Source organism: Erythrobacter insulae (assembly GCF_007004095.1).
Classification (GTDB): Bacteria; Pseudomonadota; Alphaproteobacteria; order Sphingomonadales; family Sphingomonadaceae; genus Erythrobacter; species Erythrobacter insulae.
This window is the reverse complement of the sequence record NZ_VHJK01000001.1, coordinates 1,186,050-1,208,956: the sequence shown is the minus strand read 5'-3', so window position 1 is coordinate 1,208,956 and position 22,907 is coordinate 1,186,050. Positions and strand designations below refer to the sequence as shown.

Below are 22,907 nucleotides of genomic sequence, written 5' to 3'. Positions count from 1 at the left end.
GTTCAGCGCACAACTGCGCAACTCTAAGGGCTATACTACGCATGAGGGGCAGTCGGACGGCGAATTGGTGGGCGGGGGCGAGAGCTTGGCGAGAGGCGGCGGCGCTTGGTACTGGCAGGCCTAACTGCCGCTTTGGATGTCGCAGCCAAAACAGCTGCGGTGGTAACCCATAAGGCTGTCGACTGATAGATTGAGCCCGAAAGCTGCGCCGCTATCAAATATTGGATCTGCAGCAGAGCGAGCCAAATAAGCTGCTCATTTTGTCGCACAATTTCCCAAGATGCCAAAACAGCGCGAGCGAGCAACAGGACAAACGGTATCGCGCCAACCAGTCCCGTGGCCATAAGGGCCTCGAGGATCACATTGTGGGGGTAAAAGCCAGTATTTCGTTCTTCGATTCCGTCGCCCATGAGGGGCGATCCGGCGAATTGATCCCATGCGCCATTAAACGCGATAAAACGCAACTCAGTTGCCCTGTCTTGGCCTGAGGAGATCAGCGAAAAGCGTTTGAGAACACCTTCCACAATCAGGTCATACTGGGTAGCCATCAATACAGCAGCGCCGCTCAGAGCGACAACCAAAAGAACCGCGGTGCCACGTCGATTGAACCGCGCAAGCGCAAGGATAAACAAACACACTGCAAGCGCGAGCAAGGGTCCGCGAGAATTAGCCAGAAGCAACAGCAATCCGCCGGCCATGGCAGCTGCCCCCGCAATACCCATCTGCTTGATGGTTATGCGAGATCGACCAAGCAACCAACCGAGCGCGACAAGGATCGTCGTCGCGCCCAAGTGGCCCATCGCGATCGGATTGACCGAAGGGATGTTCCATCTGCCCGTATCAACGCCCAGTCCGCCTGACGCAAAGCTCATGGAGCTCCCGAAAACAAGCATAAAGCAAGTAGAGGCAACTGCGACACCAAGCACCAATCGGACAGTCCAGAGCTGTTTATCAGCGGTAAAACACAGATAGGTAGCGATCGCAGGGAAGATGCACCCCCCCAGCGCCCAAGCCCAATACGCAAAAGGCTGCAATGCGGAAGGTTCGCCGCGGACATGCAAGGTCAGCGCGAGCTGAGTTGAATAGGCGACACCGAATATGATGATCAAAAGCAGATTCAAATCGAACCGGCGACGTGCAGCAAAAGCAATCAGAACACCTGCAAAGACGCCTCCGATCGCACGAAAAATCAATGAAATCGTTGAGTTGTCGAGGCCAAGCACATGGGTAACAGCCGCAAGCAGGAAGTAACCCGCCAAGGACCATGTCACCAGGTAGTAAAAGAAGCCCCGTAAAATCATGACCGGGTATCGGCCACCAAAGTCTCGTTATGGCCGGGCACAAGGATTTGGTAGACTTCTAGCAGCCGTGCGACCGACGCCTCATTGGAGAAAGCCTTCATTGCTTCAAGGCGCGGCCCGTTATGGACCGGTTTGCTCAATGCCGTTGAGACACAACGGGCGATGTCTACATTCGAAGCGGGGTCACAAATTTCGATGTCGCCATCAAAGTATTCAACGCCGCCAGTGCGATTGGTCAACACAATGTGCGCCCCTGCGGTGTAGGCTTCCAATGCGACCAAACCGATCCCTTCATTGAGCGAAGGAAGGCAGAATACGGATGCTTTACCCATCTCTTCCCATTTCTGGTCCTCGCTGATGGTGCCAATGTATTCGAGCTTAGGATTTTCCCGGCATTTGGCGTCAAGCCATGCCGAGAATGCAGCATCCGATACCTTGCCGGCAAGGCGAAGCGGAACATTCGAGTTCTCACACACCTCAATCAATGCCTTAACGTTCTTTCGCTCTTGATTGAGATGGCTCATGTGGAACACATGAGGAGACTTTTCTACCTTGGCGCCAAGAAGGTCTGGCCTGCAATCAATCCCGATGCGCACGATATCAATGTTGCTCGGATCACTCGAAACGTCGCTGAGTGACCTTTTTTCGAGCTCTGATCGGGCCAGAACTCTGTCGCATCCCTGCATAAGATTCGACAAAGTACGGTGCCTTTGCCGCAGGCCAAGTCTTTCGAACGGTGTCTTCGCGATCAGCCGCCCGCGCCAGCCATACGGCGTCGACCGGTCTACGATGGGCGACAAGACGACAGGTATATCATATCGTTTCACTGCTTCGATAATCGCTTCGGCCCAGCTGCCATATTGAAACACATGTACGAGATCGCACGTGCTCCAGTCAAAGGTTTCATGCGCAACGGGAAACTCAACCGTCACACCTTCCGCCAAAAGACCGGAGGCCCAAGTAAGGCCTTGGCGCACAACGCCGCTGTAGGTTGTGCTGTGCAGGTTGGCAGGATCAAATATGTATGCGATTTTCATCAGGGTCTGGTCCAAAGGTTTTTCAGGACTCACGCCGCAATTTTTGAGCAGCGAAGCCGGCCAGCGCGATTACATCCCGCCGCAGCGATGGGTTGAACACAAACATAAGCACTGTCGTTAGCGCAACGGCAGCCGCAGTGTACAAGGATATAAGCAAAATTTCAGCGGAGGTCGATTTATTAACCACGCCGATTTGAGCTGCCAAGGCAGCCGAACCGAATAAGAAAGGGGCAAAACACCGGATAAGAAAACTCGCTGTCGATAAAGGGGTTTGTTGTAGAAATTGCTTTGCCGCGGCGAAATCAACGACACCGCTCAGGATCCGCTGAATAATGACCCCCAGTATCGCCCCTTGCAATCCGCCATAAACCGCGCCGACACCGGCAAAAGTTGCGAGCAATATAGCCTGCAAACCAAGCAGCCGGTTGCGCAGCCCCCATGTTCCGGTAGCCTCGAAAGCGACACCTGCGATGGTTGCCACAAAACGGAACGGCATCGCGAACAGCAGCGCCAAGATAACGATCTGCGATCCATCCCATTTGCCCCCCCAGGCAAGATGAATGAGCGACGGCGCAAGGCCCATCAATGCAAGACAGAATACCGAGGCAAGCAAGCTGGTGACCAAAGTGTAACGATCGAGAGAGGAAGCTAATTCGGAGCTATTTTTTTGCTGTTTGGCAAAGATAGGCATCATAACCTGATTAATACCAGTCGAAATAGGCTGCATCAGGCTCGCCACCAGCATGAAACCAAAGGTATAAAAACCGAGCAATTCGGGCTCTAAAATCCGGCCCAGAACCAAATAGTCAGCGCGCATGGCGAGAGCGATGAGGAAGCCCGCAGCGATAGCGGGGCGGTTCGCGTTCAGCAAATTCCAGATGGCACGCATGCTTACACGGAAATACGTCGGCGACTGTCTCACCAGGCTTCTGAGATAGAGGTGAGCAATTATCGCGGCGAAAGATGTAGCTATGGCCACAGTCAAAAAGCCAGCGCCCCACCAAGCGGCAGAAACCAGAATAATCGCATAAATCAACGAACGGAATATTTCCGCCTGATTGATCCTTCGAAACTGAAGGGAGTGGCTCAAATCTGCAATAAGGATCGTATTTGCGGCGAGTATTGGCACCGACAATGCAGTTATGGCCAAAACCGGAAACAAGGCAGGCATTTCGTAGTAGAATTGCAAGCCGAAGCCGAGCGCGGTTAGGATAACGGCGCCTAAGATTCCGAATTGAAAAGCCAGAGCCGAATATTCGGGAAACAGTTCGTCGAAATTCTCGCCCTTTTGGATGAGCACTTTGGCCACGCTGGAGTTTTGGAAGCCAGCCACAAGCGCTAGCGTGGCAGCAGCAAGGCCAAAGACGGCATAGGTTTCAACCGATAAAATATAGCCCAAAATTATCTGGCTGATGAATGACAACAGCTTGGCGACTGCAATTGCCGCTGAAACCCAAACCATGCCGATTGCGGCCGTTTTGGCGTAGCCTTTAGCCGCTGGGTGGGCATTCCCAGCAGATTCATCATCGCAAGTCATGAGGGCAATCCAGTTTTGGCACTTACAATATGCCTAAACCCTGCATTTGATTTACCATTTCATCTCTCATCTCTTGATTGACGAAGCTGGGCCGGTGTTTTGGCAGATCTTGACTGGGCTGGTTCTGTTTGATGAACGACAAAACCGTTTCGGAATCGATTGCATCCGAAGCTCCGCAAGCGATCCGTTCAGGCGTATCGCGCATCGGGCCGGCTTGCAGCCAATCGACCATGGTCCGCGCCTTGGTGCTGTAGGATAGGAAATAGGTTGGCTTGCCCAGCGTCATTGCGTTCAGACAGCTGTGCATTCTTGCGCCTATAAACAGATCCACATCCGCGATTTTCGGGCTGATCTCAGCAAGAGACATAGGCCCTGAATGCGGCTCGACCTTATCGCGCGAAGACGGTGAAATGAAGCTGTAGAGGTGGTCTAGAGCGATTCGATCGTCCAGCGCCGGGCTGTTATCTGTATCATAGACATGCGGGATGAGCTTAACAGTGTACCCTTCCGCCACGAGCAAATCGATTATTTTCGCCATCCGTTCGAACGCGGGATCGCCATACTCTCGGCGAACAATAGGGGTTAGGTTCACCCCGATTTTGCGGATCTGGTCACGCGCGATTTCTGTTTCCGGCCTTAGCGTGAAGATCGGGTCAGGATAGAAATCCACATTGTCTTTCACTCCAAAACCGGCAAGATATTCGAGGTTCGCAGCATCGCGCACAAGGATTACGCGAAACCGATTCAAGTGCTCGATCAATTCTGCTTGTTTGGATGCTGGCAAGCCTTCGATCTTGTCCATATTCGCCCCGAACATGATCGAAGGTATGCCCTTGCGCGTGGCGTACCTTTCCCAGCCGAGCCAATCGTTCGGCAAATCACCCGAAGCCATGCTGTAAATGTCGCCGCCAACTGACATCAGCAGGTCCGCTTTGTCGAAGTGCTTTTCAGCGAAGCGAGGGGTCCAGAAACGTTTTTCTAGGCCCGATTTGACGAGCACACCGCGAACATAGCGTTTCCACCAGACCATCGGCACAATCTCGACATCGGCGATATCGGACAACAATTGGCGATCGCGGTCCGCGTGGTAGGAACACAGGACGAATTTGAGACGAAACTGCGGAAATGCATTGCGCATGAATGCGATAGAGCCGCGTATGATGATCTCGCAGCCGATGTTGGACAGTTGCTGATAGGTGAAGATCACTGTCTTTGTGGGTTTTGCTGACATTGTTTTTTGCTTTCTCGGAGCTGCTTGGGCGTCAGGAGACAATAACGCTCGGACCGCGGGCGGAGATGGCGACCTCGCAATCATCTTGCGGATAGCCGCAGCCGATCATCATGATCGGGAAAAGGTGCCGAGGCGCATCCAGTTCGCTTATGATCCGTTCAGCGACGCCGTGTGAGACGCACAGATTCAAACAACACGAGCCGATCCCTCTGGCGTGAAGAGCGTTGACCAGTACACCGGAGAAAATTCCCGCATCCACAAAGGGCTCGAAGACTTCATAATCCTCGACGAAAGCCTTGGTGTCGGCGAGCACAACCAACAAAGTATCGATCGACTCTGCAAAGCCGCGATTGCCCGCTTGCCAGCGCAGAATCCGGGCAACATCGGCTTTTTCTTGCGCAAGCGAGATGGCCCATGGCTGGCGATTGCAAACAGAAGGGCTTGTCCAAGCGACTGCAACAGCCGCTTCTATCTCTTCACGTGGTACGCGCTTTTCGGAAAAGTTCCTGACAGTCCGCCGGGAAAGAACTGTCGCATCGAAGCCTGCTGATCCAGCTTCGGGGTCTGGCCTTTCCAATGTGATGGTCCCGCCAAGGCGTGATCGCTCTGCGCTCGGCTGAAACTGGTCCTGCAATCCTTCAACGAATGGTTCGGCATGGCCATTTTCGGAATGCCATTGGCCATACGCTGATAGGACCGACTCAGCCACTTCGCGATCCGCATCCAGAGCCTCGTTTGCGCGCGCAGTATCTATGTCATCAATCAACTTGGTGATCTTCTGCCTTCCAAAGAAAGGGCGGATAGCAGGCAGAGACAAACCTTTTTCAAGGGCGTGGGCGTCCTTCCTCAACCGCGCACGAGCAGAATTTGTCTCTTCCGGACGTTCAAACACCCCGGACTGAGCCAGAAAATACCGGGTCCACAGCCAAGCCTTTTTCCAAATCAATATCCGCCGGACAATCGGCCAGGACCTTATCGACGCGCGCTTCATCAAGATCTCATTTGCCTTTTAGGGAGAGCCAAATCAGTGGCTTGAGCTGGCTGGGACAGCGGCATAACGCTTAGCGATCCGGCCGCCCATGCGGCTAAACGGTGCCTCTATCGAAGCGTAAGTGATGTGAGACAGCGGGATCATCGCCAATGTAGAAATCAGGACAAGGATCGTCGCTGTTTGCTGGGACATTTCGCCCTGCAGCCAATAGCCAGTCAAGCCCAGTACAAGGCTAAACAGCGGAATATGCAGCAGGTATGTCGAGTAAGACATTTTACCCAGATAGACTGCCAACTTGTTCCAAGCAACCAACCCGAAAAGGGCCTTGAGCGGGCGCGGAACAGAAATGCGATCACTCTCTTCCAATACAATTACGAAGAAAAATGCCCATATGATGATGGCAAGGTAATCGGTGAAGGGCAGGCTCACAGCCGCGAGAATTACACCGAAAATCTGCAATTTCTTATCATCGGTGAGGAACATTCGCCCGCCAATGCCGACAAAAAAGTGCGGCAATGACAGGAACAGCATGGACGGATAAGCCCAGCTATAGACCGTTTGCCAATGGAACGCGGCGATCAGAGCCAAGCAAATTGCCGCGACACCGTACCGCACGAGCGCTCTTTCACTCATCAGCGCGGCCAGCAGGAATGGCGCAATCATATAAAACTGCCACTCGAGCGAAAGGCTCCAAGCAGGCGCGAGGAAGGTCCCGCTTGAGTATTTCAGCACCTCTTCGGGCACAGCACCATGCAGCATGGTCAAATGCAGGAACATGTGCTCAAAAAAGTGCGCCTCTTCCTGGGCCACACGATCGAGCCTCATCTCGCGCGCATGCACCCATGAATATTCGGTATATGCCTCGAGATATAAAGGCTGCAGGACAATTGCCAAAGCGAGCGCGATCAAAAAGATCGGAAAAATCCGCATGGCGCGCCGAATGATGTATTCCTTGTACCCCTCAGCCCTCGACAGCATCAGATGCAGGATAACGAAGCCGCTGACGATAATGAAGGTGTTGACTGCGGTGGACCCTCTTTCGAGGAGCCTCAAGCCATAGTGCAAAACACCGGGATCAAACACACGATATGTCCAGCCGCTCAAATGTAGCGCGTGGCCCAATACAACCCACCACGCCATCCAGGCCCGCAAGCTCTCTATTGACCTATAATGCTTCATGATTGTCGCCTATGCCAAACCGGCCTGCCGGTTCATCTGAGTTGTAGCGCAAATCCGCCTTGAGCTCGCTGATTTCGAGCTTCAATGCTTCGTACTCTTCCATTTTCCGTTTGAGAAAACGCCCTGTGGTTGCCGCTTTCTCTGCCAATCCCTGCGGTGTTGGCACATAGGCATAGCGGCGCTTGTCTTGAGAGGAGCGGAAGTTACCTAGCTTCACAAGGCCAGCCTCAATCATCGAATTAAGCACAAAATGTGCGCTGCCAACGCTGATACCCACCGCTTCGGCTAGCTCGCGCTTTGACAGCTCGGGATTCTCGTCGAGCGAACGCAGAATACGGAAGCGCAGGTTCTCCTTGAGCTTTCGGCTTTGGTTTTTCATGGCGCAAAAATGTCGGCTCGCTGGCGGAGGCACTCGGGTTCAACCGAGCGATGACGTTGGGAGAAGTAGAAACTATGGACCGTTTAATTTTGAGCATTAGCAGGCTCCGCCATGAGCGCAATTGCAATTTCTGGCGCGCCATCTGCGATTATGCCCCGTGTCACAACTCCGGGGCCCGCGACGCTTGGTTCGGTCACTATTCGTGGCGTTCTGGACTGTAATCGCTCCCTTAACAGCCGGCGTTTGAACAGCGGCGCGGCAACCACGGGAATTTCAGGTGTAGACAAAGCCCGGCTTTGATCCCCGGCCAGCTGCCCAAAGATATACGTCTCGCATTCGTGTAGCGACGTCCTCAGTGGAAAATTCAGACGCCACCCACGCCCGCCCTCGCGCGCCCATCTGCCGAAGTCCGCCCCGCGTTAGCCCCATCGCCACGTCCATGGTGTCCGTCAGACGCTGTTAATCTATGGGAATCCACCAGCCACAGCGGTTTCTTTCAAGACCTTCCCAAGGGGCATTCCTGGTGGTGATTACCGGGACCTCTTGGGCAAGAGCCTCTGCCACGACCAAACCAAAATTCTCGGCATGGGTCGGCAGGACTAACAGATCACCCGAGCCATAAAAACGCTCTTTGGCCTCTCCATAGACCTCGCCCACGAATGAGACGCGTTCGAGCCGCATATCAGCGGCCAGTGAATTAAGCTGCGCTTCTTGACCGTTCTCGTCAATTCCGGCGATGGCAAGTTCCCAACCGGGATACTTCTTTTCCAATCTGGCCCAGGACTTCAAGAGATACGCAATGCCTTTGCTAGGGTGAAAACGGCTGACAATAATGACTCGGCGAAGCTGGGTCGCAGCAGGCCGGGGAGCAAGTTCGGGGATAGCTACGGAGTTGGGCACCACCGCAATCGGAGCACGAAAACCGGCCTTTCGAAAATGCACTGCCTCCATTTCTGCAGTCGCCCGCAGCGCCGTAGCCGAGCGGAGATTAGCGTGTTCGACAAAAAGACCGAAAAGGAGCTTCTTCCAATAGGAATTGCGCCATGCCCATGGAGCGAGCATTTCATGTGGTGTCACAATGTATGGTGTGCCCGTCCTTCGAAAATGGTCAAAATTAACCTTCGAAGACCAAGTCCAAAGACCCTGCAAATCAACAACATTAGGGCCGGATTCTCCTAAGGCTTTCGGCAAGAGTGGAGAATATTGAAGCGCGCTTGGCCCTCGTATTGGATACGACTGCGCGAGCCGCCCCCACGACGCTCCTGCATCTGACTTCTCTGGGTCTTGGGTGCCCAGAACGCGGGGCTCCACGTCATCGAAACAGTCAAGCCCAAAGGCTAGGCTCGAAACAGCCGCAGCGATTCCCCCGGAGGCTGGAGACATTTTTGCCGCCAGCAAAGCCACCCGAAGCAGATCATGCATTGACGAGTATCCTTCCGGCCACTCCAAGACTGGCTGCCATTAACACCGAAATTTTCGATCTCCCCCAGTATCGCTCGCTCCGGCTCCCGCCTGCTTCGCTGTCCTCCCCAACGTGGGTCTCTGCATGAGATTTCGGCCTGATGCAATAAACCGCACCGTCAACAAAATCGGCATCATGCAAAGCTACAAATCGGACCCCTCCCGCAATTGGCAATGAACGATTGTGCCCTGACAGCGACAAATGGCTGGCATTCTTGCGGTGTGAGGGTTAACCGGTGACCCGCTGAGACTCAAAAAATTGATGGTCAGCACAGAACGCCGCACGAGACGGACGTTCTTGCGGGATGGGTCCACCAAGCGATAGAAGGTAATTCAGGAGGACCGGCATGCTGCTTCAGCGCGTTCCAGTTGAAACTCGATCGAGTAGTGATTGGCTTGCTCGCCGTGATATCCAGCTGCTGCTGTATTTGGCCGCTGGACTCGGCAATCCTGCGGTTATCTGGCTGTTTGTACGCGGCCAGCCGGCCAGCGTGCCATTGTTCATTAACACGCTCATTGCTCTCACGATTGCGATTGTCGTTTCGTGGCACGCTCTGTCCCGCATTCGAGAATATGCCAAAGCGCGGCAATTGTCGTATGTTTTTCCGATCAACATCCTGTCATTCGGCGGCGTTCTGGTCGCAATCGCCATTTTGCGCTCCAGCTATTCGATTTCGTTGTTTGTAGCAGGGGCCATGGGCGCCATTATCGTCAGCTATATGCTGTCGCTCTACAATCGCCGGTTGCGCCGACCGCACTTCATCGTCAGTGGTGGCCGTTCGTCAGAGATCAGGCTGGAGGGGCAATTTATTCCAGCGCCTGAGCTGGTCGAGCTGGAAAGTCTGGTTCAGGCAAAGCGATTGAATGCCTCATTGGTGGCGGACCTGCATTACGATCACCCGGACGAATGGGAACGGTTGTTTGCCAAGGCTGCGCTCGCCGGGGTGCCGGTGTACCATTACCGCCAAGTGGCAGAGATGCAGAGCGGGCAGGTCAAAATCACCCACTTGGCCGAAAACGACCTCGGATCATTGATACCGAACGTCCCTTACATGAGCTCCAAACGGCTGATCGACATTGCCGGGTCTTTGATGCTGCTGCCATTCCTGCTGTGCGCTTTTGTGATCATTGCCTTGCTCATCCGGCTCGATTCCAAAGGCAATCCGTTTTTCATTCAGGAGCGCGTCGGCTTTCGCGGGGAAACTTTCCGCATGCTCAAATTTCGCACGATGAAGCCGCGCGGACCGATCACCGATGCAGGCGAGCAGCGCGATGATGCGATGACCAAATCGGATGATGACAGGATCACGCGGCTGGGCCGGTTCTTGCGCAAGACGCGGATCGATGAACTGCCGCAGGTATTCAATATTCTGCGCGGCGAAATGAGCTGGATTGGGCCGCGGCCAGAGGCGAAAGCCCTGTCGCAATGGTACGAATCGGAATTGCCGTTCTATTCCTATCGCCACATCGTACGCCCAGGCATCACCGGATGGGCGCAGGTGACACAAGGCCATGTGACCGAAGTGTCCGACGTAAATTCGAAACTGCGGTTTGACTTTTACTACGTCAAAAATATTTCGCTGTGGCTCGATTTCCTAATCGTTTTGAAGACATTTCGCGTCATCTTCACCGGCAATGGCGCAAAATAACGCGCGTCGATTAGTCAGAAGCGAGACCCCCTTTGCGCACAGTACTCATTACCGGAACTGCCGGTTTTATCGGCTTTCACCTTGCCAAATTGCTTTTGTCCGAAGGGTTCCGGGTGGTCGGTTTCGATGGGCTGACCGATTATTATGATGTCCGCCTGAAAGAGCGGCGGCATCAGATGCTGATGCAGAATCAGCATTTCAAAGCCAAAATCGGGATGCTGGAAGATTTCGATACCTTGCGCGATTTCGCGCTGGCGGAAAAGCCGGACGTGATCGTCCACCTCGCGGCTCAGGCCGGGGTGCGATACAGCCTCGAAAATCCGCGCGCCTACATGGATGCCAATGTTACCGGGACATTCAATGTGATGGAATGTGCCCGCGAGCTGGGCGTGGACCACCTGCTGATGGCCTCGACCAGTTCGGTTTACGGCGCGAACGAGGAAATGCCGTTTGACGAGCGGGAAAAGTGCGACACGCCTCTGACGCTGTATGCCGCGACCAAAAAAGCCAATGAAGCGATGTCGCATTCCTATGCCCATCTGTGGGACCTGCCGACCACGATGTTTCGCTTTTTCACGGTCTATGGCCCATGGGGCCGCCCGGACATGGCGTTGTTCAAATTTACCAAGGGGATCCTCGAAGGCACCCCGATCGACATTTACAACAATGGCGAGATGTACCGCGATTTCACCTATGTCACCGATCTGGTGCGCGGCATCCGTTTGTTGATTGACGCCGCGCCAAAGCGGCCGGATACGGCGGATGACATCGCCGAATATGATAGCCTGTCACCGGTGGCACCGTGGCGGGTCGTAAATATCGGCAACAGCGAGAAAGTCCGGTTGATGGACTACATCGGCGCGATCGAGAAAGAATGCGGACGCGAGGCGGTGAAGAATTTCATGCCGATGCAAAAAGGCGATGTGCCCGCAACATGGGCCGATGCCACTTTGCTGAAAGAGCTGACCGGATACAGGCCGCAGACCGGTTTCGAAGACGGTATCCGGCAGTTTGTCACGTGGTACCGCGATTATTACGCGGTGTGATCCAAGCGGACCCTAGGCCGGCTTAATCTTCCGGGTTGGCAGGCGGTGTCTCGGTTTCGGCGGGGGCCACTTCGCCCGGCAATGGCTGGTTACGCTCGCGCTCAAGCCGCTCCAGATATTCGCGCTCGATCGCCTCGACACGCTCTTGCTCATCGGCGGTATCTTCATCAATTGTCGAAAGGCGTTCCTGCCGCGCTTCCTCGATCAGCTGGCCGAAACGCACTGATTCGGCTTCGGCTTTCTCCGCATAGGCGGCGTCGATGAATTTCTGAGTGCAGCCGGTAAAGCCGCCAGATCCCGCCGGATTACAGCTTAGCGCGCCGGATTCGGTGATGTAGCGGATGGTTTCAACCTCGCCCGTGCGGCCGATATTCTGCGGCGAATCGCTCTGGCGAAGGTTGGAGGGAATACGATACCGCTCTGCCTCGACCAGAATTTCACACACAACGATTTCGTTTTCCCCTGCCTGAGGGCATTCGCTTTCGTCATAGGCGATGACCATGTTCACTTTGTCGCCCGCCTTATCCTGCGCAGCGGCAGGGGCGAAGGCAAAGGCTGCGGCGCTAACAAGGCCAACAGCCGTGGCGGCAGATCTGAACAGTCTGGTCATCACTTTATTCCTCACATTGGGGCAGCACCGCCCGTTCGAGCATGCTCTGATATGCCTTAACCGATAGTCATGCGCTAGTGAATTGGGGGTGAATTGGGGGTGAATTGCGCGGTGTGTGATGCGGCCCCTCGCCGAATCTTGTAAATTCTTGCGGGTTGCGGCTCTTTGATGCGCGAAAGTGCATCTTGGTTAGCAATATGTTGACCATATTGGTGCAATGCAGAGGGCATGAACGCACCTTTCCAACCCTCCGTAAGCGCGCATGACGCGCCTGAATTGCAGCAACGCGAGCGCATCGTCGTCATCGGGCTTGGCTATGTCGGCCTGCCGGTGGCGGTCGCGCTGGCTGAACGGCTAAGCCCGAGCGGCACCGATGTTGTGGGCTTTGATATCTCCAAGCACCGCATTGATACGCTGCGCGCGGGTTCTGATTTCACCCGTGAGATTGATGATGCGCGGTTGGCGGCGAGCGGCCTTGACGTCACCGATGATCCGGACGCCTTGCGCGGAGCAACCGCCTTTATCGTGACAGTGCCAACCCCGATTACAGAGGACCGGCGGCCAGATCTGACCCCGCTTCGCAAAGCCTGCGAAACAATCGGGCCGCGGCTTCAAAAAGGCGGTCTGGTGGTGTTTGAATCGACTGTCTTTCCCGGCGCAACCGAAGATTACTGCGGGCCTCTGCTCGCGCAGCATTCCGGTTTGACCCAAGGCGAAGATTTCGCGCTCGGTTACAGCCCGGAACGGATCAATCCGGGCGATACGGTCCACCGGCTTGAGACGATTACCAAAATCATCGCGGCCGAGAATGACGATGCGCTCGCCCGCATGCGGGCATTTTACGGCGCGATTGTCGATGTTGGCCTGCACGAAGCGCCCAGCATCAAAGTGGCCGAGGCCGCCAAGGTCATCGAAAACACGCAGCGCGATCTCAATATCGCACTGATGAACGAGATCGCCCTGATCTTTGATCGTATGGATATCCGGACTAGTGACGTCTTGGCGGCAGCGGGTACAAAATGGAATTTCCTGCCCTTTACGCCGGGGCTTGTGGGTGGACACTGTATTGGCGTTGACCCGTATTATCTCACCGCCGCTGCGGAGCGTCTTGATTACCGTCCCGAAGTGATTCTGGCCGGACGCCGGATCAACGATTCGATGGGAGAGGCGGTCGCTCAGAAAACGGTTAAGCTGCTGACCAAGCAAAACGTGTCGCTTTGCAATGCCCGCGTTGGGGTGCTGGGCCTTACGTTCAAGGAAGACGTGCCCGATATTCGCAATTCCAAAGTGCCTGATATCATTGCGGAACTGCGCGATTACGGGATTGAACCGATGGTGGCCGATCCGCTCGCCTCTTTGGAAGAAACGCGCCGCGAATATGGCATCGCGTTAACCCCGTGCGCGGATGTGCGCGAGCTTGATGCGTTGATCCTTGCGGTCAATCATGCGGAATATATCGCCGATCCTGCCGCTTTGCTGGCGCGGGTCAAACCGGGCGGCGTTATCGTCGATGTGAAATCGGCAATCGACCGGGCCGTTGTGCCCGCGCAACTGGTGTATTGGAGCCTCTAGGCATTCCGGCAAACGGGAAACCTAGACGCGCTCACTCACCTTGATTGCGATTTTACAGCCAAGCCGGATCGCGCCGGATAGCAACGGATAGGCCGGTGCCTTTTCCGCGCCATTGGCCAAAGCAGCATCGCGGTGCGCGCGTTCGTCTTCGCGGAATTCCTCGATCATTTCGGCCAGTTCAGGCTCGGTGCCGGTCTCTGCGAGGCGGTCCAATTGCTCGGAATAATGTTTGTCGATCTCTTCTTCGACTGCGGCAGTGCATGCCATGGCCGCTTCCGGCCCAAGCAACGCGGTGCCCGCGCCCAGCGCATATCCGGCCGCTGACCAGAATGGATGCAGCACGGTTGGGCGCACGCCGCGTTCGGCCAACAAGGCATCGAATTTTGCACGGTGGCCTTCTTCCTGTTCGGCCATGTGGCGGATTTCCGCCGAATGCGGTCCGCGATCACCCATGACAGCCAGCTGGCCTTCGTAAATCCGCGTCGCTCCGAATTCGCCTGCCTGATCGACCCGGATCATCCGGTGAAGTTCGTCTCGGTTCATAATGCTCTCTCTTTGCTCACGCGTTTAACGCTCAAACCCAAGATGGTGATCCCGCCAGCGCAAGAAAAGAGGAAATTCCATCCTGCGAGTGAAATGCCAAACAGGCTCCATGGCGCAACGTCGCAGCGCACGATTGGCGCGGCAGCCGGGTTCATCACATCGACCGCGCTGCCCAAGGTCGCGCATCCGGTGATCCCGTCCCACCAGCCATATTCGACGCCGGCGTGAAACCCGCCGATCAGGCCGGAACTGATAATCGCCAGCCCCGCCAGCGCGGTCCATACCTGCGCCGGTTTCAGAAACAGCGAGAACAGTCCCGCACCAAGCGCGGCAAAATGCGGATAGCGTTGCCACCAGCACATTTCACACGGAAACAACCCGAACCCGTATTGCGAGATATATGCTCCGCCAAGCAATCCTGCGGGGATCGCGATGGCCAGCAGTTTTGCCTGCATCAAACTCATAATGCCCACTTATCCAATCAGACACACAGGTCCAGAACGCTTATTTGCGCAGCGCGACAGAACTCTTGGTCGTGCGGCGCAGCGTTTCGAGCGCGTAATGCAGTTGGAAATCCTCAATACCGGCCTCTTCGAGCTGCTCTGCGGTGAGACGGAAACGCGGATCATCGACTTTGTCGATTTCCATTTCCTCGTCTTTGACGCCGAGCTCGTTAATCAGATGGCCCCGAAGATCGCTTTCGCGGGTGCGATATTTCTGTCGCAGCAGGAAGTCCGGATCGCTGATCTGCGGGACAGCGATATCGGGTTTGATCCCGCCTTCCTGAACCGATTTGCCCTTGGGCGTGAAATACCGCGCCGTTGTCAGTTTGAGCGCGGCATCGCGCCCGAGCGGCAACAGCGACTGGACAGAGCCTTTGCCAAAGCTGCGCTCTCCCATCACCAGCGCACGGCGGTGATCCTGCAAAGCGCCTGCTACAATTTCCGATGCCGAGGCTGAGCCTGCGTCAATCAACACGATGAGCGGAACATCCTCGGCCATATCGCCGCGGAACACCGTTTCGGCATCATACAGCAGCGTTTCGCCACGCGCGCGGCCACGCTGGGATACGATGCGCCCTTTATCGAGGAAGAGATCGGACAAAGCGACCGCTTCATCCAGACTGCCGCCCGGATTGGAACGAAGGTCAAGCACCAGCCCGCCGACGCGGCCCGTTGCCTCTTCCTTGATCGCATTCCAGGCGCGGAACACGTCTTCGCCGACATCGGCGGAAAATTCATTGACGGTAATCACGCCGATATTCCCGGCGGAAAGGCTGTATTTCACCGGCTCCAGCTCAACCACGCCGCGCGTCACATCGACTTCGAATGGTTCTTCGCGGCCGGGGCGGAAAATCGTCAACTGGATCGAGGTGCCTTCTTCGCCGCGCATCTGCGCCACGGCATCATCCAGATCACCGCCATAAATCAGCTGGCCATCAAGATGCGTGATGAAATCGCCCGCTTTGATGCCCTGTTTATCGGCGGGGCTACCCTTGAACGGCGCAATCACTTTAACCGCGCCATCTTCCATCACAACAGACAGGCCAAGGCCGGAATAATTGCCATCAATCATCGTTGTGAGACGTTGCAGATCGCTGCCATCAAGATAGCCCGAATGCGGATCAAGCGCAGTCAGCATCCCATCGATCATTCCGCGCGTCAGCACTTCGTCATCGACCGGTTCGACATAGCTTGTTTTGATGCGTTGATAGACCGCGAACACTTTTGAAAATTCGGGATCACCGCGCGCGTCACCCTGGGCGACGACAGTGGTGGTGGTGGCCAAGACAGCGCCTATGGCGACCAAAGCGGTGTTGCGCAGCAATCCAGCAAATTTCATCGGAATTCAGGCTCCTTTTCGAACGCTTTTGTATAGGATGCTGTGTCTGAACGCCAGATAACAATGCGATTACGCGTAGGCCGCTTGATACCCGTCCCGCAGCGGGGCATCTGCCCCGGCACGGGCTAAGGTTTTTGAAGCGCTATCCCAGAAATTGAAGCGGATTGACCGCTTCGCCGTCGCGCCGCAGCTCCAGCGTGATCGAGGGCTCTTCGCCGCCGGCCACGCCCAGCGGACTTCCGCCGATCACTTCGTCACCCACGCGCACGCTGATCCGGGCCATGCCGGTGACAAGGCTGGTCCATCCACCGGCATGTTCGATGATGACGATCCGGCCATACCCGCGATACGGCCCGGCAAACGCGATCCGACCGCTTGCCGGTGACACAACCTGCGCGCCAGATGCAGGGGCAAGCGCGAGGCCGGTGCTGCGCAGCCCGCTGCCGCGCAATTCGCCAAAACCTGCGATTGTGCGGCCTTGCACGGGCAATTGCAGATCGCCCGGCGGCGCGGCGGCGGTGGTCGGTGTGGCCGATGGGACAGAATCGGGCCTGTCCGCTGGATCGGCTGCGACCGAACCAGCGCCTGCGCCGCCCGCACCAATCCCCGCCGGACGCAGAACCGGTCCTGACAGAGCGGCAAGCTCGCGCCGTAACGAAGAGGCTGCATTAATATCACCCATCAGGCCATCAATATCGCGGGCTTCCTCGGCCAGAGCCAGCGCCCGTTCACTCTCGCGAACGGCATTGCTGCGCGCATCGCGAGAGGCCAGTCGTTGGCGCGATTCCAGCCGGGCGAGCGCATCGCGTTTGGTTTGCAGCTCCTGTTCGTTAGTGCGCAAATTATCGAGCGAGCGGGCTGCCAGACGCTCAAGCCGCCGTCCTTCCTCCAATTCACCGCGCAATGCAGAGGTTTTATCGCGGATATACGGCACCGCGCTTTCCAGCACAGCGCGCACATAGACCAGATCCTTGAGCGATCCCGGCTGCAGGGCCGAAAGAGAAAGCGGGCGGCGGGCGGTCGTTTGCAATGCGCCCGTTAGCCGGACGAGAGGTTTCTGCCGCTGCGAAAGCCTTTGCGAAAGCGCGGCGCGATCGGTCTGCGCCAGCGAATACCGCGCCCGCGCCGCTGCAATGTCGGCTTCCGAGCGTTGCACCTGCGCGGCCAATGCGGCCGCTTCCTTGGCCGTTTTGTCGGCGGCCTCTTTGGCTTGTTCCGCCTCTCGTGACAGGCGCTGCGCACGGGCTTCGGCGCGCTGGCTTTCACGGGTGGAGCGTTCAAGCTGTGCCTGCGCTTCTTCAGGTTCAAGCAGGCCGATATCGCGCTGCGCGGTGCTGACCGGCGCAAACGCGCCCAGCGCCAGAACAGCAGCGCCGCTGAGTGCGGCAAAAAGGGCAAGACGCTTCGCCATCAGCCTACCCTGCCCGATGATAGGGATGTCCTGCAAGAATGCTTGTTGCGCGGTACAGCTGTTCCATCAACATGGCGCGCGCCAACAGGTGCGGCCAGGTGGCCGGTCCAAAGGCGAGCAACAGGTCAGCTTCGGCGCGTTCACCTGCCGAATGCCCATCTGCCGCGCCCAGCACAAAACGGGTTTCGCGCATGCCATCATCGCGCCACCCGCCCAGCATTTGCGCCAGCTTTTCCGAACCCATTGCCTTGCCCCGCTCATCAAGGAGAACGGTTTTGTACGGCGTTTGTGGATCAGGGATTTTGCCGCCGGTTTCCGGCAGCTCGGTCAGTTTGACCGGCCATGTCAGCCGCTTTTCATATCGCGCAACCAGCTCTGCCTCGGGCGAGCGGGCGATTTTACCGCGAGCAATGACATGGAGCAGCATGGGGATCAGAAGCCTTTATGTTTCGCAACCCGTTCTCGGCGCGGCGCGGCGCGCCATGTCCCACAGCTACGGTTTCCAATCTTGCGCCAGCGCGAGGCCAGAGGTTCGCATAAGGGCGCGGGGCGACCACTGCCAACCTGAGCCCGAACAAGGAAAGCGCGCGCCAGATTGCGCGTGAAAGAAAGCTATGCGCGCCCTTGTTGCGGCACGCCGCCTTCAAACGACCACATGCGTTCAAGATTGTAGAAACTGCGCACTTCCGGGCGGAACAGGTGGATCACCACATCGCCCGCATCGACCAGAACCCAGTCAGCCTGAGGCAAACCTTCGAGCCGGACCGGCCCATAGCCTGCATGTTTGACCGTTTCCGCCAGTTTTTGCGCAATCGAGGCGACCTGCCGCGAAGACCGTCCGCTGGCGATCACCATAAAATCGGCGACCGAGCTTTTGCCGGCGAGCGGGATCGAGACGATTTCTTGCGCCTGATCATCGTCCAGCTGGCTCAAGACCAGATCGTGAAGTTCGTGTTTCGCCATTTCAGCTGCTGCCATGGATTGCGCCGCATCGGGTGCTTGGGCGGCTGTGTTGGTGGATGCGCTGGCATTGGCCGACGCGGATTGTGCCTGTGTCATAGGCGGATATATTTCTCCAGAATGAAGGATAAGAATGGTGACCGGCGTGCCATTTGGCAAGGATATCGGACGAAGCGTGTGCCTCGCGCTTCATGAATCCTTACCCACAGCGATTTGCCGGAAAGTCAGACGGTCACGCGCCGGAGCGCCTCGATAGGCCAAAGCCCAATCCGCATTGGCACGGCGAATGGCCGTGGCAGAACGTGGATCTGGATCGAAACGCAAAAACACCAGTGCCGGTGCGCTCCAGTGCCCCGAGTTACACAAAGTGGCGGCAGACACGGTGTAGCGCCTGAGCCATGCCATGGCGGGGCTTGCCATTGCCTTACCTGTATAGCCGGGCCTTGCGATTACCGCAATCGGCATCGTCTTTGCGATTGTTCGCCAGTTTTTCCAGCGATGGAAATCGGCCAGATTGTCTGACCCCATCAACCATACAAATTCGCGTTTGGGATATCGCCGTTTCAGCGCCCGCAGCGTATCGACCGTGTACCGGGTGCCAAGGTGCTGCTCAATCGCGGTGGGCACAATCGGCGCGCGGCGCGCCTGAATTTCGGCGGATTTGAGCCGCGCAGACAGAGGCGCCATTCCAGCCTTCGGCTTAAGCGGGTTGCCGGGTGAAACCAGCCACCATGTATCATCCAGGCCCAGCGCATCGATGGTGAAGCGCGTGATCCGCCGGTGCCCGCCATGCGCAGGATTGAAACTTCCGCCAAGAAGGCCGGTGCGGATCAGTATGCCTCTCCCGAATCAGGGCAATTCAGGGACGCGCCTGACCGCTCCCTCTCACCAGCCACTTATAGGTGGTAAGCCCTTCGAGCGCCACCGGGCCGCGCGCATGCAGGCGTCCGGTTGCAATACCAATCTCTGCGCCCAGTCCGAATTCACCGCCATCGGCAAATTGCGAAGACGCATTGTGCATGACAATCGCGCTGTCCACTTCGATCAGGAATTGTTCGGCAGCGGCATCATCGGAGGTAATGATCACGTCTGTATGGGCAGAGGAATGGCGGGCGATATGCGCCAATGCCTGATCCATGCCATCGACCATCGCAACCGACAGAACCGCATCGAGATATTCGGTATCCCAGTCATTCGCGCTGGCCAAGGTCACGCGCTCATCCAGCGCCTGGATACGCTCGTCTCCGCGCAGCTCGCAGCCCGCTTCGATTAACGCCGTGACAAGATCGCGTGCTTCGGTGAAACCTGCATCGATCAGCAGGGTTTCCATTGCTCCGCAAATACCGGTGCGCCGCAGCTTTGCATTAAGCGCGATTTCCTTTGCCATGGCGGGATCAGCAGCAGCGTGGACGTAGGTGTGGTTGATCCCGTCGAGATGGGCAAGCACAGGCACGCGCGCATCAGATTGCACCCGCGCCACCAGGCTTTTGCCGCCGCGCGGTACGATCATGTCGATTAGCCCTGCGGCGGTCAGCATCGCGCCCACTGCGGCGCGGTCTTGCGTCGGGATCAATTGCACGGCTGCACCGGGCACGCCGCCTGCTTCAAGCCCGGCCGTCAGCGCCGCGAGTATCGCATGGTTGGAATGCACCGCTTCACTGCCACCGCGCAGCAAGGCCGCATTGCCTGCGCGCACACACAAGGCGGCGGCATCGGCTGTCACATTGGGGCGGCTTTCGTAGATGATCCCAATGGTCCCGATTGGCACCCGGACCCGCGACAATTTCAATCCATTCGGGCGCTCGTCCGAACCGATCACTTCACCCACAGGATCGGGCAAATTGGCTACCGCTTCGACACCGGCAGCAATGCTAGAAAGCCGGTCTTCATCAAGCGCCAGCCGGTCCAGCATCGCCGGCGAGAGACCATTTTCGCGGCCCGCTTCAAGGTCTTTTGCATTGGCGGCAAGGATCGCGGCACTGTCATCGCGCAATCTCTGCGCCGCCAGTGTGAGCGCATGCGCACGCGCATCGCTGGACATCGCAGCAAGCTGACGCTGGGCGGCGCGGCCTTCGCGGGCGAGGCCTGCGATCAGGGTTTCGGGATCAATCGATTGGGTTGCGGGATGTGCTGTCATAACCTCATTCATCTGGGTCTATAATCTAAAGGATCAAATTTTTTCGTCCAAAGCCGCAGCGTAAAGCCGGGCCGCAGGCCTTGCCATCAATACGCATGAACATGCCGAACCTATCCCGAAAAAGCCGAGCGATTCTGTATTCTGCGACTGCAATATGTAAATTCCACAAGGCAAGATTGCTGGCAAATGAACGCTTCATCGCGATTCGCCTTCAGTTCAGCGGATGCGTTAACCCCTCGATTCGACCAAACGCGCCTACGTCGTTACCAATCGGTCAAATTCAGGACAAAAGAGATCCGGGGTCGCATTGCCAGATAAACAAACCGCCAAGCCGTGGGGTGAACGACTCCGAGAGTGGTTCCCTGAGCGTGAGTTCTTCATGCGCTCACAGGGTCATGTTCGTTTCATTAAAATCTCATCCCGGTTGCAGATCGCGGGCGCTAGCTCGGTTGCTGCATTTGCGCTGATCTGGGTCAGCTCAATGGGTGTGATGGCATGGAATCAATCACGCGCCGAAGCCGATCTGGCCTCTTTCCAAGACGACAAGGCCCGCATCGCAGATAGCGAAGAGCGGCTCGAGGCATACGGTACCGATCTCGAGCGGGTGGTTGATGATCTGGATTCGCGGCAGGACGCGCTCGACGCGATGGTCGAAATGCTTCCTGAAGACATCCAGACTGTCGATACGAATGTCACCGATTCCAGTGACGAAACAGCCGACACCGTCAAACAGGTCGGCATCATGTTCCCGCAAGCACGCGGTCTTGCAGAAATCGAAGCGCGGCAGCTCGCCTTTGTTGAAAACCTCACCCGGTTTGCCGATTGGCGCGCTGGAAAAGCCGAAGCGGCTCTGCGCAAGCTCAATCTTGATCCGGCGGCCATGGCACGCAATGCCGAACGCGCAGGCGCCGTCGGTGGTCCGCTGGAAATTCTCGCTACATCCGCTGATGGCAGTGTCGATCCGCGTTTCGAGCGGCTGGGTTTAAGCCTCGCCAGAATGAGCGCGCTTGAACGTGCATTGGAAGGCGTACCGCAGGTTGTACCGGCCAGCGTACAGCGGATCACATCCAATTTCGGCTACCGCCGCGACCCCTTTAATGGCGGCGGCGCAATGCACAGCGGTATTGATTTCAAAGGTGCCTATGGCTCTTCGATCTTTGCAGCGGCCAAAGGCACGGTTTCCTTCTCCGGTTGGAAATCCGGCTATGGCAAAACGGTTGAAATCACCCACGAAAATGGCCTGATGACCCGCTATGCGCACATGTCCCGCCTTGATGTAAAAGCGGGACAGGCGGTTGAAGCCGGCGCGACGCTTGGCGGTTTGGGCAGCACTGGCCGTTCGACAGGTCCGCACCTGCACTTTGAAGTTCGAATCAATGATCGCGCGATCAATCCGCGCCCGTTTCTGGAGACAGCCCCCGATGTTCTCAAAGAAGTCCGCGGAGCCGGTCCGGCCCGCCCCGCCAACAAGACAGGCAAGTAAATCCATGGCGAGCAATTCCACATTCTCCGTCATCGGTTCTGACATCAATATCAAAGGCGATATCAGCGCCTCTGCCGATCTGCATGTCGATGGTTCGATCGAAGGCGACATCAAATGCGCGTCTCTGGTTCAGGGCGAAAGCAGCCAGGTCACTGGCGGCGTAACCGCCGATACCGCGCGTCTGGCTGGCCGTGTAACCGGTTCGATCACGGCAAAAGAGCTCGTGATCCTGAAAACCGCCAAAATCGAAGGTGACGTACATTACGATGCGCTCACCATTGAACAGGGCGCGCAGGTTGATGGCCGTTTTGCCCCCAATGCGCGGCGCGAAGCGGGTAAGCCGGGCGCCCCTGTAAAAGCGGCTAGCCCCGCCGATGTTCAGTCAGAGCTTCAAATCGCGAAGTAATCTGCCATTAGGCCAGTGATTAGACCAGTCAGGGTCACCGCTGACCGATGGGAAGCACAAAACGCCGCAGCTCTTGAAAAAGAGCGCGGCGTTTTTGTTTGGGGGTTGTTGGGGGTTCCGGCCTGATCTGGC

The 22,907-nt window shown here is 56.8% G+C and carries 23 protein-coding genes; 5 read left to right on the top strand and 18 right to left on the bottom strand.

What is annotated here, in order from left to right; translation table 11 throughout:
• Nucleotides 1-35: 35 nt before the first annotated feature.
• The 8 genes from FGU71_RS05780 to FGU71_RS05745 form a co-directional block, all read right to left on the bottom strand.
• Complete coding sequence (locus FGU71_RS05780; RefSeq protein ID WP_142787677.1) at nucleotides 36-1,301, bottom strand: O-antigen ligase family protein; 1,266 nt, start codon at nucleotides 1,299-1,301, stop codon at nucleotides 36-38.
• A complete protein-coding gene (locus FGU71_RS05775) occupies nucleotides 1,298-2,338 on the bottom strand; it encodes a glycosyltransferase family 4 protein (RefSeq protein ID WP_142787676.1) in 1,041 nt (346 codons plus the stop codon). The genes FGU71_RS05780 and FGU71_RS05775 overlap by 4 nt, the downstream gene beginning before the upstream one ends.
• Nucleotides 2,339-2,360: 22 nt before the next feature.
• Nucleotides 2,361-3,875, bottom strand: coding sequence for an oligosaccharide flippase family protein (locus tag FGU71_RS05770; RefSeq protein WP_142787675.1), 1,515 nt, complete (start codon nucleotides 3,873-3,875; stop codon nucleotides 2,361-2,363).
• Nucleotides 3,876-3,897: 22 nt separating this feature from the next.
• Nucleotides 3,898-5,106 carry a polysaccharide pyruvyl transferase family protein gene (locus tag FGU71_RS05765; protein ID WP_185960205.1) on the bottom strand — a complete coding sequence of 403 codons (1,209 nt, stop codon included), beginning with the start codon at nucleotides 5,104-5,106 and terminating at the stop codon, nucleotides 3,898-3,900.
• A 31-nt stretch (nucleotides 5,107-5,137) separates the two neighbouring features.
• Nucleotides 5,138-5,872, bottom strand: coding sequence for a nitroreductase family protein (locus tag FGU71_RS05760; RefSeq protein ID WP_185960204.1), 735 nt, complete (start codon nucleotides 5,870-5,872; stop codon nucleotides 5,138-5,140).
• 258 nt (nucleotides 5,873-6,130) lie between these two features.
• Nucleotides 6,131-7,276 (bottom strand): acyltransferase family protein, encoded by a 1,146-nt coding sequence (locus tag FGU71_RS05755; RefSeq protein WP_142787672.1) that lies wholly within the window; start codon nucleotides 7,274-7,276, stop codon nucleotides 6,131-6,133.
• The gene (locus FGU71_RS05750; RefSeq protein ID WP_142787671.1) at nucleotides 7,263-7,655 is read right to left on the bottom strand and encodes a MarR family EPS-associated transcriptional regulator; all 393 of its coding nucleotides are present in this window, start codon (nucleotides 7,653-7,655) and stop codon (nucleotides 7,263-7,265) included. The genes FGU71_RS05755 and FGU71_RS05750 overlap by 14 nt, the downstream gene beginning before the upstream one ends.
• Nucleotides 7,656-8,114: 459 nt before the next feature.
• Entirely contained in the window at nucleotides 8,115-9,077 is a 963-nt protein-coding gene (locus tag FGU71_RS05745; protein WP_142787670.1) for a glycosyltransferase, read from the bottom strand.
• Between the two features lie 386 nt (nucleotides 9,078-9,463).
• On the opposite strand from FGU71_RS05745, the gene FGU71_RS05740 reads away from it, so the two are divergent.
• Together FGU71_RS05740 and FGU71_RS05735 are read left to right on the top strand one after the other, a co-directional pair.
• Nucleotides 9,464-10,765, top strand: a complete 1,302-nt coding sequence (locus tag FGU71_RS05740) for a sugar transferase (protein WP_142787669.1) — start codon at nucleotides 9,464-9,466, stop codon at nucleotides 10,763-10,765.
• Between the two features lie 32 nt (nucleotides 10,766-10,797).
• Nucleotides 10,798-11,811: a GDP-mannose 4,6-dehydratase gene (locus FGU71_RS05735; protein ID WP_142787668.1), complete on the top strand. Its 1,014-nt coding sequence runs from the start codon at nucleotides 10,798-10,800 to the stop codon at nucleotides 11,809-11,811.
• A gap of 22 nt (nucleotides 11,812-11,833) precedes the next feature.
• Here FGU71_RS05735 and FGU71_RS05730 read toward each other — a convergent pair whose 3' ends face one another.
• Nucleotides 11,834-12,421 carry a hypothetical protein gene (locus FGU71_RS05730; RefSeq protein ID WP_142787667.1) on the bottom strand — a complete coding sequence of 196 codons (588 nt, stop codon included), beginning with the start codon at nucleotides 12,419-12,421 and terminating at the stop codon, nucleotides 11,834-11,836.
• 228 nt (nucleotides 12,422-12,649) lie between these two features.
• Between FGU71_RS05730 and FGU71_RS05725 the strand changes: the two genes are divergently transcribed.
• A complete protein-coding gene (locus FGU71_RS05725) occupies nucleotides 12,650-13,993 on the top strand; it encodes a nucleotide sugar dehydrogenase (protein WP_142787666.1) in 1,344 nt (447 codons plus the stop codon).
• A gap of 21 nt (nucleotides 13,994-14,014) precedes the next feature.
• On the opposite strand, the gene FGU71_RS05720 is transcribed toward FGU71_RS05725, so the two are convergent.
• The 9 genes from FGU71_RS05720 to FGU71_RS14080 all read right to left on the bottom strand — a co-directional run bounded on the left by FGU71_RS05720 (nucleotide 14,015) and on the right by FGU71_RS14080 (nucleotide 21,085).
• The gene (locus FGU71_RS05720) at nucleotides 14,015-14,536 is read right to left on the bottom strand and encodes a demethoxyubiquinone hydroxylase family protein (RefSeq protein ID WP_142787665.1); all 522 of its coding nucleotides are present in this window, start codon (nucleotides 14,534-14,536) and stop codon (nucleotides 14,015-14,017) included.
• Nucleotides 14,533-15,000 carry a disulfide bond formation protein B gene (locus FGU71_RS05715; RefSeq protein WP_142787664.1) on the bottom strand — a complete coding sequence of 156 codons (468 nt, stop codon included), beginning with the start codon at nucleotides 14,998-15,000 and terminating at the stop codon, nucleotides 14,533-14,535. The genes FGU71_RS05720 and FGU71_RS05715 overlap by 4 nt, the downstream gene beginning before the upstream one ends.
• A gap of 40 nt (nucleotides 15,001-15,040) precedes the next feature.
• Nucleotides 15,041-16,378, bottom strand: coding sequence for a S41 family peptidase (locus FGU71_RS05710; protein ID WP_142787663.1), 1,338 nt, complete (start codon nucleotides 16,376-16,378; stop codon nucleotides 15,041-15,043).
• A gap of 142 nt (nucleotides 16,379-16,520) precedes the next feature.
• Complete coding sequence (locus FGU71_RS05705; protein ID WP_142787662.1) at nucleotides 16,521-17,789, bottom strand: murein hydrolase activator EnvC family protein; 1,269 nt, start codon at nucleotides 17,787-17,789, stop codon at nucleotides 16,521-16,523.
• Nucleotides 17,790-17,793: 4 nt separating this feature from the next.
• On the bottom strand, nucleotides 17,794-18,216 hold the full coding sequence (locus tag FGU71_RS05700) for a 23S rRNA (pseudouridine(1915)-N(3))-methyltransferase RlmH (protein ID WP_142787661.1): 423 nt from the start codon (nucleotides 18,214-18,216) through the stop codon (nucleotides 17,794-17,796).
• A gap of 185 nt (nucleotides 18,217-18,401) precedes the next feature.
• Nucleotides 18,402-18,767, bottom strand: coding sequence for a ribosome silencing factor (gene rsfS / locus FGU71_RS05695; protein ID WP_142789004.1), 366 nt, complete (start codon nucleotides 18,765-18,767; stop codon nucleotides 18,402-18,404).
• A gap of 171 nt (nucleotides 18,768-18,938) precedes the next feature.
• On the bottom strand, nucleotides 18,939-19,580 hold the full coding sequence (locus FGU71_RS05690) for a nicotinate-nucleotide adenylyltransferase (RefSeq protein WP_142787660.1): 642 nt from the start codon (nucleotides 19,578-19,580) through the stop codon (nucleotides 18,939-18,941).
• Nucleotides 19,581-19,608: 28 nt separating this feature from the next.
• Nucleotides 19,609-20,886 carry a glutamate-5-semialdehyde dehydrogenase gene (locus tag FGU71_RS05685; RefSeq protein WP_142787659.1) on the bottom strand — a complete coding sequence of 426 codons (1,278 nt, stop codon included), beginning with the start codon at nucleotides 20,884-20,886 and terminating at the stop codon, nucleotides 19,609-19,611.
• Between the two features lie 25 nt (nucleotides 20,887-20,911).
• On the bottom strand, nucleotides 20,912-21,085 hold the full coding sequence (locus FGU71_RS14080; RefSeq protein ID WP_185960203.1) for a hypothetical protein: 174 nt from the start codon (nucleotides 21,083-21,085) through the stop codon (nucleotides 20,912-20,914).
• Between the two features lie 180 nt (nucleotides 21,086-21,265).
• On the opposite strand from FGU71_RS14080, the gene FGU71_RS05680 reads away from it, so the two are divergent.
• Both FGU71_RS05680 and FGU71_RS05675 read left to right on the top strand, forming a co-directional pair.
• Nucleotides 21,266-22,369, top strand: coding sequence for a M23 family metallopeptidase (locus FGU71_RS05680; protein ID WP_142787658.1), 1,104 nt, complete (start codon nucleotides 21,266-21,268; stop codon nucleotides 22,367-22,369).
• Between the two features lie 4 nt (nucleotides 22,370-22,373).
• The gene (locus FGU71_RS05675; protein ID WP_142787657.1) at nucleotides 22,374-22,775 is read left to right on the top strand and encodes a bactofilin family protein; all 402 of its coding nucleotides are present in this window, start codon (nucleotides 22,374-22,376) and stop codon (nucleotides 22,773-22,775) included.
• Nucleotides 22,776-22,907: the final 132 nt, after the last annotated feature.

Excerpts from the sequence above, each read along its gene's own strand:
- FGU71_RS05780 (WP_142787677.1), bottom strand. The coding sequence starts at position 1,301 with ATGATTTTACGGGGCTTCTTTTACTACCTGGTGACATGGTCCTTGGCG.
- FGU71_RS05775 (WP_142787676.1), bottom strand. The coding sequence starts at position 2,338 with ATGAAAATCGCATACATATTTGATCCTGCCAACCTGCACAGCACAACC.
- FGU71_RS05770 (WP_142787675.1), bottom strand. The coding sequence starts at position 3,875 with ATGACTTGCGATGATGAATCTGCTGGGAATGCCCACCCAGCGGCTAAA.
- FGU71_RS05765 (WP_185960205.1), bottom strand. The coding sequence starts at position 5,106 with ATGTCAGCAAAACCCACAAAGACAGTGATCTTCACCTATCAGCAACTG.
- FGU71_RS05755 (WP_142787672.1), bottom strand. The coding sequence starts at position 7,276 with ATGAAGCATTATAGGTCAATAGAGAGCTTGCGGGCCTGGATGGCGTGG.
- FGU71_RS05750 (WP_142787671.1), bottom strand. The coding sequence starts at position 7,655 with ATGAAAAACCAAAGCCGAAAGCTCAAGGAGAACCTGCGCTTCCGTATT.
- FGU71_RS05745 (WP_142787670.1), bottom strand. The coding sequence starts at position 9,077 with ATGCATGATCTGCTTCGGGTGGCTTTGCTGGCGGCAAAAATGTCTCCA.
- FGU71_RS05740 (WP_142787669.1), top strand. The coding sequence starts at position 9,464 with ATGCTGCTTCAGCGCGTTCCAGTTGAAACTCGATCGAGTAGTGATTGG.
- FGU71_RS05730 (WP_142787667.1), bottom strand. The coding sequence starts at position 12,421 with ATGACCAGACTGTTCAGATCTGCCGCCACGGCTGTTGGCCTTGTTAGC.
- FGU71_RS05725 (WP_142787666.1), top strand. The coding sequence starts at position 12,650 with ATGAACGCACCTTTCCAACCCTCCGTAAGCGCGCATGACGCGCCTGAA.
- FGU71_RS05720 (WP_142787665.1), bottom strand. The coding sequence starts at position 14,536 with ATGAACCGAGACGAACTTCACCGGATGATCCGGGTCGATCAGGCAGGC.
- FGU71_RS05715 (WP_142787664.1), bottom strand. The coding sequence starts at position 15,000 with ATGAGTTTGATGCAGGCAAAACTGCTGGCCATCGCGATCCCCGCAGGA.
- FGU71_RS05710 (WP_142787663.1), bottom strand. The coding sequence starts at position 16,378 with ATGAAATTTGCTGGATTGCTGCGCAACACCGCTTTGGTCGCCATAGGC.
- FGU71_RS05705 (WP_142787662.1), bottom strand. The coding sequence starts at position 17,789 with ATGGCGAAGCGTCTTGCCCTTTTTGCCGCACTCAGCGGCGCTGCTGTT.
- FGU71_RS05700 (WP_142787661.1), bottom strand. The coding sequence starts at position 18,216 with ATGCTGCTCCATGTCATTGCTCGCGGTAAAATCGCCCGCTCGCCCGAG.
- rsfS (WP_142789004.1), bottom strand. The coding sequence starts at position 18,767 with ATGGCAGCAGCTGAAATGGCGAAACACGAACTTCACGATCTGGTCTTG.
- FGU71_RS05685 (WP_142787659.1), bottom strand. The coding sequence starts at position 20,886 with ATGACAGCACATCCCGCAACCCAATCGATTGATCCCGAAACCCTGATC.
- FGU71_RS14080 (WP_185960203.1), bottom strand. The coding sequence starts at position 21,085 with ATGAAGCGTTCATTTGCCAGCAATCTTGCCTTGTGGAATTTACATATT.
- FGU71_RS05680 (WP_142787658.1), top strand. The coding sequence starts at position 21,266 with ATGCGCTCACAGGGTCATGTTCGTTTCATTAAAATCTCATCCCGGTTG.
- FGU71_RS05675 (WP_142787657.1), top strand. The coding sequence starts at position 22,374 with ATGGCGAGCAATTCCACATTCTCCGTCATCGGTTCTGACATCAATATC.